Here is a 6,275-nt window from a genome sequence, read left to right as displayed (position 1 = left end):
CAAGGTGACCTCGTTCCACCAGAGGCTTCAGCGGTTTCATTGCTTCCACCGCTGCTCCGGTTGCTACCGGCTGGAGCGACAGTTGCCGGGAGGGATTTTCACCCCCTGAAGATCGCCGCCTTTTCACGGCGCACTGAATAATCCGGGTTAAAAGACGCTGAATGTGGGGGGGGGATTACAATGTGATTATAGGATTACAAAGTCAGTGCCATTTGCAATTGAAAAATAAATGGATCTGACCCTGGGCAATGGGTTGGCAATGAACAATTTCCGAGTGGGCGACCATCCGAAAGTTACCGCGTGGTGGCTCGAATCTAAGTGCCGACGACTGCCGCTTCTGCGGGTAAGCCCTTTCACGTCAATGTGGATGACGGTCATCCGGCTATGGTCCTTCTCAAAATCGGTCTTATCGAGTTACTAAATTGTGGTACATTCTGTCGTCGAAGATCCTAGGAAGGGACCTTCGGCTTTCGAAATCCGTGGGGCATGTAGTAGATTGACGCGCGTGAGTGTGCTCTCGTGGGGGCCAGAAGAGATCGACGGATGGTACCGGCCGAGTCGTCAACAGACTTCCTGTCGTACACATTGACGAAAGTCATGGCCGTTTTGCGGAGAGCACGCACCGAGCTTCTGAAGAATCACCAGCCCGGATCCGGCTTAAGGTGAAAAAGTCTCCTACACAGCGCGATCTGGGGGTAAGGGGTTACGCGGCTGACAGAAGCCGCAGAGAAATATGCCAGGCGACATCACGCCATGGGATCCGAACGATTGGGAACAGCACATCCAATTAGTGCTGAAGCTGCGCTACGCGCAACCCGTTGGCTCCTACCAGCAGATACCGGATGACATCAAAGGCGACTGTGGAATAGAAGGCTTCGCCAAGGACGGCACGGCTTACCAGTGTTACGCCTGCCAGAACTGGACGGATTTCAGGGTCCTCCTCGATCATCAGAAAAACAAGATGACGGTCGATATAGGCAAGCTCCTCAAAAATGAAGACGAACTGCTAACGATCCTCGGCGAAATCCGCATCGGAATCTGGAATTTCGTGCTGCCGTTCTGGAACGACAAGGAACTACTGAAGCACGCGCGTAGGAAGGAGATGGAGGTACGGGGGAAGAAGCCTAAGCACCTCAAGGCGGATTTCCAGATTTCGGTGATCACGGGCGATGAATTCCTCATGGAGAAACGAATGCTTGCGAGGCAGGACCTTTACAAGTTCGATGTGAAGCAGCTGCCCAACACTGTGCCGACGGCCGCGCAGTGGATGCAGCAGAACGAGGGTCTGGAACTGGTCACGAATCTGACGCGCAAGGCCACAGTCATCGCCAAAGGGAAGTCTGCCAAGATGAGGGAGAACTTCCTCAATCAGATGGTCAAGGACTACACCGCCGGATCGATTGTGCTCAGTAGGCTGGAACAGGAGTTGCCGGAGGCTTACGAAGCGGTTATCAAGAAAAAGACGGACCGCGAGGGCGAATTGGAAACCGCGAGTGTCACAAATACGTTTGTACCCGGCAAGTTTTTCGATGAGACGCTAAAGCAATATAAAGCCGAACTTCGGGGTGTTTCCGTCATCAGTCCGCGCGCCGTGGATATTCTCGCGCGCGAGGCCGTCTCGGATTGGCTGATGCGGTGTCCGCTGGAGTTTGAGTAATGGCGGAAGAAATCTTAACGCTCGAAAAGGCGCATTCCTTCCGGTTTAAGCGCCGCCCAATCGCGATCGCGGCTGAGTTACGTCCTGACTGGAAGATGGGCGCATTGCTGCTCATCCTGCATCTGAGTTCTCGTGGCAGTAAGAGTTCGCTGCGCCGATTGCATATACTTAATTGGGCGCTTCGATCTCCCAAGAACCGGGCGGAGTTTGAACAGCTCCGGGAGCACGAGCACCCACTTTTCAGTTTTCAATTCAGGTTCGAACCCGCATTGGGGCGGGCGATTAATCTCGCGGTCGGCGAGAAACTCATCGAATGGGTCGGTGGTGACCGTCTCCAGATAACGGTAAAAGGAAAGCGGTGGATCACAGACGTCATGAAGGATGAATCCGTCATGTACCAGGAACGCGAGTTCCTGAACCGCATTGGCAAAGACATCACCGAGGCCATTGCCACAGAGATGATCACAGTCAGGAATATATAATGCTGCGCATCCGGCACCTGCTCATTCACATCAACACCGACAAGGGTGTGTTTGGCACGAAGCAGAATTTCGGGGACGGCCTAAACGTCATCCGCGCTAAAAACTACGCCGGCAAATCACAGCTCGTCCAGTCAATCATGTACGCCCTCGGGATGGAGGGCATGCAGGGTCCATCCCACGCCGTTCCCCTTGCCCACGCCCTGACGGAATACCTTGACTTCTCCGTCAACGGCAAGAAGCAGGTCGCCAAGGTCATCGATTCAACGGTCTCCATCGAAATTGAGAACGGCAAGGGCAAGTTTCTCACCGTGCAGAGGGCTATCGCAGGGGACCGCAATCGCCACCTGATGACGGTTTACGAAGGCCGCGCGCTCACGCAGAAAGAAGCCTTGGGCTCCGCGCGGGATTACTACGTGCGCGAGGGCGGAGCGGCCAGTAACGAGCTCGGATTCCACCGAAAGCTCAAAGACTTCATCGGCTGGGAACTGCCGATGGCACCACGTTTCAACGAACCTGACTGCCCGCTCTATATGGAGACCATCTTCCCTTTGCTGTACGTGGAGCAAAAATTTGGTTGGGGCCGTCTCCCTGCCCGCTATCCCACATGGTTTGGAATTCGGGATGTGGGTCGCAGAACGGTAGAATTCATCCTCGGGCTCGATGCCTACGCAACAGCGATTGAACGCGTGGCGGTGAGTGAGGAGATAAAACGCCTGCGGCGGGACTGGTCGAACGTACGAACGCTGGCCGAGAAATCAGCCGCCGCGGTCGTGGGTATCGTCCGAGGTATCCCCGTTGAGCCGATTGCTTCCTGGCCGCCCGAAATTGCGCCCACTCTCTCCGTGATGCGGGAGTCAAAGTGGGTGCCCATTGCGGAGTTCCTGACGGGGCTCAGAGCACGATTCGCGGAGTTGCAGACAGTTGAGGTTCCATCGACCGCGAAAGCCGAGCCTACAATCCGGGCGGAACTCGTAAGGCTAGAGGCAGACTTGGCAGACCGGGAGAGAGCCACAGCCGCTCTTTATGAAAGGTTTGAGACGGATACAGCTGAAGCGGAATCCCTGCAACAACGCATCGACACCATCAATGATGACCTCAGGAAATACAAAGACCTCCGTAAGGTCCGCAGAATGGGGTCGAACGATGGGCCAGAGGTCGTCAGCGGCCACTGCCCAACCTGCCATCAGGAATTACCGGATTCGCTGCTCGACACAGGCAATAAAGCGGTCCCGATGACCGTGGACCAGAATGTCAGCTTCTACGAAGAGCAAATCCAGCTTTTTACAGCGGTTCACAGCAACACGATACATTCTATCCAAACCGCTGAGAAGGACCTTCGGGCTCAGCGAGTTCAGGTCACGCAGCTGCGGGAGCGCATCCGGGACATCAGAGAAACGCTAGTCGCAGCATCGAGCTCTCCCTCCATTGAGGCCATTTCAGAACGCATAAGGTTGCAGGAGAGAATCAGCCGTGTCGAGACGCAGCAACAAGTATTTGAGGAGCACATCGCCCAGCTTGCGCAACTGGCAAGCGAGTGGCTTGAAGTGCAGGATCGGTTTAAGAGACTGCCCAAAGGTGCGCTGTCGGAGCGCGACGAAAAGAAAATCGCCGTGCTGCAGACCTCCTTCCAGCAACAGCTGACGCAGTACAAGATGGGGAGCCTTGCAGTAAACGAGGTGAAGATATCGCCCGGCAGCTATGAACCTGAAGTGGCGGGTGTCAATCTCAGCGCTGATGTTGCGGCAAGCGACCTGATCCGGCTGCATTGGGCATACCTGCTCGGGCTTCTGAAAGTCGGCACCCAGCCTTCGGGCAATCATCCCGGATTGCTTATCTTCGACGAGCCCCAGCAGCAGTCCATCGACGAAAGCTCTTTCCGCGAGATGTTGCGCCACGCTGTAGGCGAGAAGATGTGCCAGATCATCGTGACCACCAGTCACGAGCGTAAAACAATTGGAACGTATTTGAGCAATATCGGGGTCAAGCACGTAGTGGAATTTGGCGACGAATGGATTTTGCAAAAGATGTCTGGCTAGCAAGCCAGGCGAGCTTTTGTCCTAGCGGGCGAATTGCCAGCGGCGCAGGGGATGATAGAAAAACTAGGGGCCAGGTCTATTTATTTTTCAATTGGCAGCTAATCTGTTGGAAGGCCTGCGCCAGCGTTGGATCGCACTCCATGCGTTGTCGAAATCGACGAACCGCTCCCGAGATGGACACATAATCCAATCCGCCGACCAAAGCACCGAGTTGTTGGAGCGTCAGTCCGCAATACTCGTAAGCCAGAGACAGCGCCAGATCTCGCCCCCAGTCCCCGTGACGATTCACGAAGGAAATTCCAGTGAGTCCCGAATTTCCGACTTTGAACTGCTTTTCCCTATCACCCAAAACCTATCACCTAAAACCTCCGCGCCCCTGTACCTCTGCGGTGAATATCATTTGATGCCCGCCGAAACGGGCCCCCTCCCACTGGATACGCAGCGGCCGAGCCATGGTGACTCCAGTCCGGGGGTGATTGAAAGACGCTGAATGTTGGAGGGCGAATACAATCTGATTATACCATTACAAAGCCACTGCCGTTTGCAATTGAAAAATAAATAGATCTGATCTGGGCATTACATTGAAGTTCTTCGTAGATATAATTAATCCTACCCGGGCTATGTCCGCAGAGAGCAGCTCAGAATATACCCAGGGTCCTGATACTCGAATAGCTGAATTTCGCCAACCGAAGTCAACTGCTGTCCTAGAAACACGGCAAGAGCAAAAGGACCGTAGAAGAAGATGCGGGTCTTGACAAGCTGGCGCGTCTTCAGGAGCTGGCCAAGCTGATCGCGCACCGCTCGCGAAAAAGCGCAGGCATCTCCTGCCCCTCCAATCGACTGCGCTCCTTGGGATGGTGGCGACATGAATGCGAATATCTTCGGTCGGTGGCCGGTGCTTTCCACATAGCGCATGATATCCCCGCGACCGTCGGCCTTGATATTCAGTCCAAGAACCAGGTCCGTACCGTCGAGGCTACCGTCGATAACCTCAACCCGCAGATCATATGGGCTGGTTGCAGGAGCATCAGATCTCCAGTCCTCCTTCGAGGGTGGCTGCGGTATCTCGAATACCCACCCTCCCACTGCAGGGAAAACGGCTCCGATCGCGATGCCGGTCGATAAAGAGCACTTCCCCCGAAAGCGAATGAAACGCTCTGTTCGTTCCGCAACAATCTTCTTCTGAAGCGAACTCAATTCTGGCAGTAGTTTGGCGCTCCACACTCCCTGGGACGGTCCACGACGCGAAGCGCGGTCAAAACGCGATGACCAGTCCAAGGCATAGTCTGCTGGCGGATCAAATGACTCTTTTGTCCAATTCTGAACCCAGAGTGTGATGCTCTTCTCGCCATTCACTCCCTTTGCTACTGCGGATCGCAAGATCCCTTCGATCACAGCTCGTTCAAGAACGACGCCCTTGCTTGCCGTAATCCCCCTCATTAATTCGGAAAATGCCGGCTGCACCATAGCTCGGAGTTTTCCCGAATACTCTGGGTGGTTCAGCAAGCGCGCAATGAATAGTTCGACAGCGCGGTCATCGTAACATAGATCCCCATGACCTACTTCGATGAATGTCTTCGAGTGAATGAAGTCAATGAGGTCCTCAAGGCCCCTTTTGCGCAACCGTTCATCCAGGTCCTTTCTTGTGGCGGCTAGGGCCCCTGGCGCATCGTCGTAAAACGGTGTGCCTCCTCGCAAACGGGCGAGTCCCGTCTCAATTGGTCGAAGCGTTGCGGACAAGGACGGGCACGCCAAGGTGAACTGTTTATATACTTCCGGGAGACTGGAATCCAAGTTTCGGAAATGCTCGATAACTAACCTGAGTTCGCTGGGGGAGACTTCGTGATCTTTCACTTGAATGTGGTTGCGAGATGATTTGCCTTGATCTTTGAAGCGAATGTCGATGTCGCCGGTGCCCTCAAAGAATAGTTGGTGAAATGACCCCTCGAGCAGCCATAGCGGCAAATGACATGCTGCATAGCGCGTCTGGAAATCGTAACCTTTTCCTCCTGTGATACCACCTGTGGCCTCTGGGGAAAGCAGAGAACCACGGCTGGCACCTGATTTGCGTGGGCGCTTTTCGGAATCGGTCATTGTCGC

Annotated in this window: 5 protein-coding genes; 3 read left to right on the top strand and 2 right to left on the bottom strand. The window is 54.6% G+C overall.

Annotation, left to right across the window (positions count from 1 at the left end):
* Positions 1-733: 733 nt before the first annotated feature.
* The 3 genes from LAO21_21210 to LAO21_21200 are packed head-to-tail and all read left to right on the top strand — an operon-like array spanning position 734 to position 4,175.
* Complete coding sequence (locus LAO21_21210) at positions 734-1,657, top strand: hypothetical protein (GenBank protein ID MBZ5555239.1); 924 nt, start codon at positions 734-736, stop codon at positions 1,655-1,657.
* Positions 1,657-2,139: a hypothetical protein gene (locus tag LAO21_21205; protein ID MBZ5555238.1), complete on the top strand. Its 483-nt coding sequence runs from the start codon at positions 1,657-1,659 to the stop codon at positions 2,137-2,139. The genes LAO21_21210 and LAO21_21205 overlap by 1 nt, the downstream gene beginning before the upstream one ends.
* Positions 2,139-4,175, top strand: coding sequence for a hypothetical protein (locus LAO21_21200; GenBank protein ID MBZ5555237.1), 2,037 nt, complete (start codon positions 2,139-2,141; stop codon positions 4,173-4,175). Before LAO21_21205 ends, LAO21_21200 begins: the two co-directional genes overlap by 1 nt.
* 76 nt (positions 4,176-4,251) lie before the next feature.
* Here LAO21_21200 and LAO21_21195 read toward each other — a convergent pair whose 3' ends face one another.
* Together LAO21_21195 and LAO21_21190 are read right to left on the bottom strand one after the other, a co-directional pair.
* Positions 4,252-4,464: a hypothetical protein gene (locus LAO21_21195; protein MBZ5555236.1), complete on the bottom strand. Its 213-nt coding sequence runs from the start codon at positions 4,462-4,464 to the stop codon at positions 4,252-4,254.
* 329 nt (positions 4,465-4,793) lie between these two features.
* A complete protein-coding gene (locus LAO21_21190; protein ID MBZ5555235.1) occupies positions 4,794-6,269 on the bottom strand; it encodes a dsDNA nuclease domain-containing protein in 1,476 nt (491 codons plus the stop codon).
* Between the last annotated feature and the right edge of the window lie 6 nt (positions 6,270-6,275).

This window comes from Terriglobia bacterium, from assembly GCA_020073085.1.
Classification (GTDB): Bacteria; Acidobacteriota; Terriglobia; order JAIQFV01; family JAIQFV01; genus JAIQFV01.
This window is presented reverse-complemented; position numbering and strand designations above follow the sequence as displayed.

What these genes read in the sequence shown, in the direction of transcription:
- LAO21_21210 (MBZ5555239.1), top strand. Translation starts at nt 734, where the DNA reads ATGCCAGGCGACATCACGCCATGGGATCCGAACGATTGGGAACAGCAC.
- LAO21_21190 (MBZ5555235.1), bottom strand. Translation starts at nt 6,269, where the DNA reads ATGACCGATTCCGAAAAGCGCCCACGCAAATCAGGTGCCAGCCGTGGT.
- LAO21_21205 (MBZ5555238.1), top strand. Translation starts at nt 1,657, where the DNA reads ATGGCGGAAGAAATCTTAACGCTCGAAAAGGCGCATTCCTTCCGGTTT.
- LAO21_21200 (MBZ5555237.1), top strand. Translation starts at nt 2,139, where the DNA reads ATGCTGCGCATCCGGCACCTGCTCATTCACATCAACACCGACAAGGGT.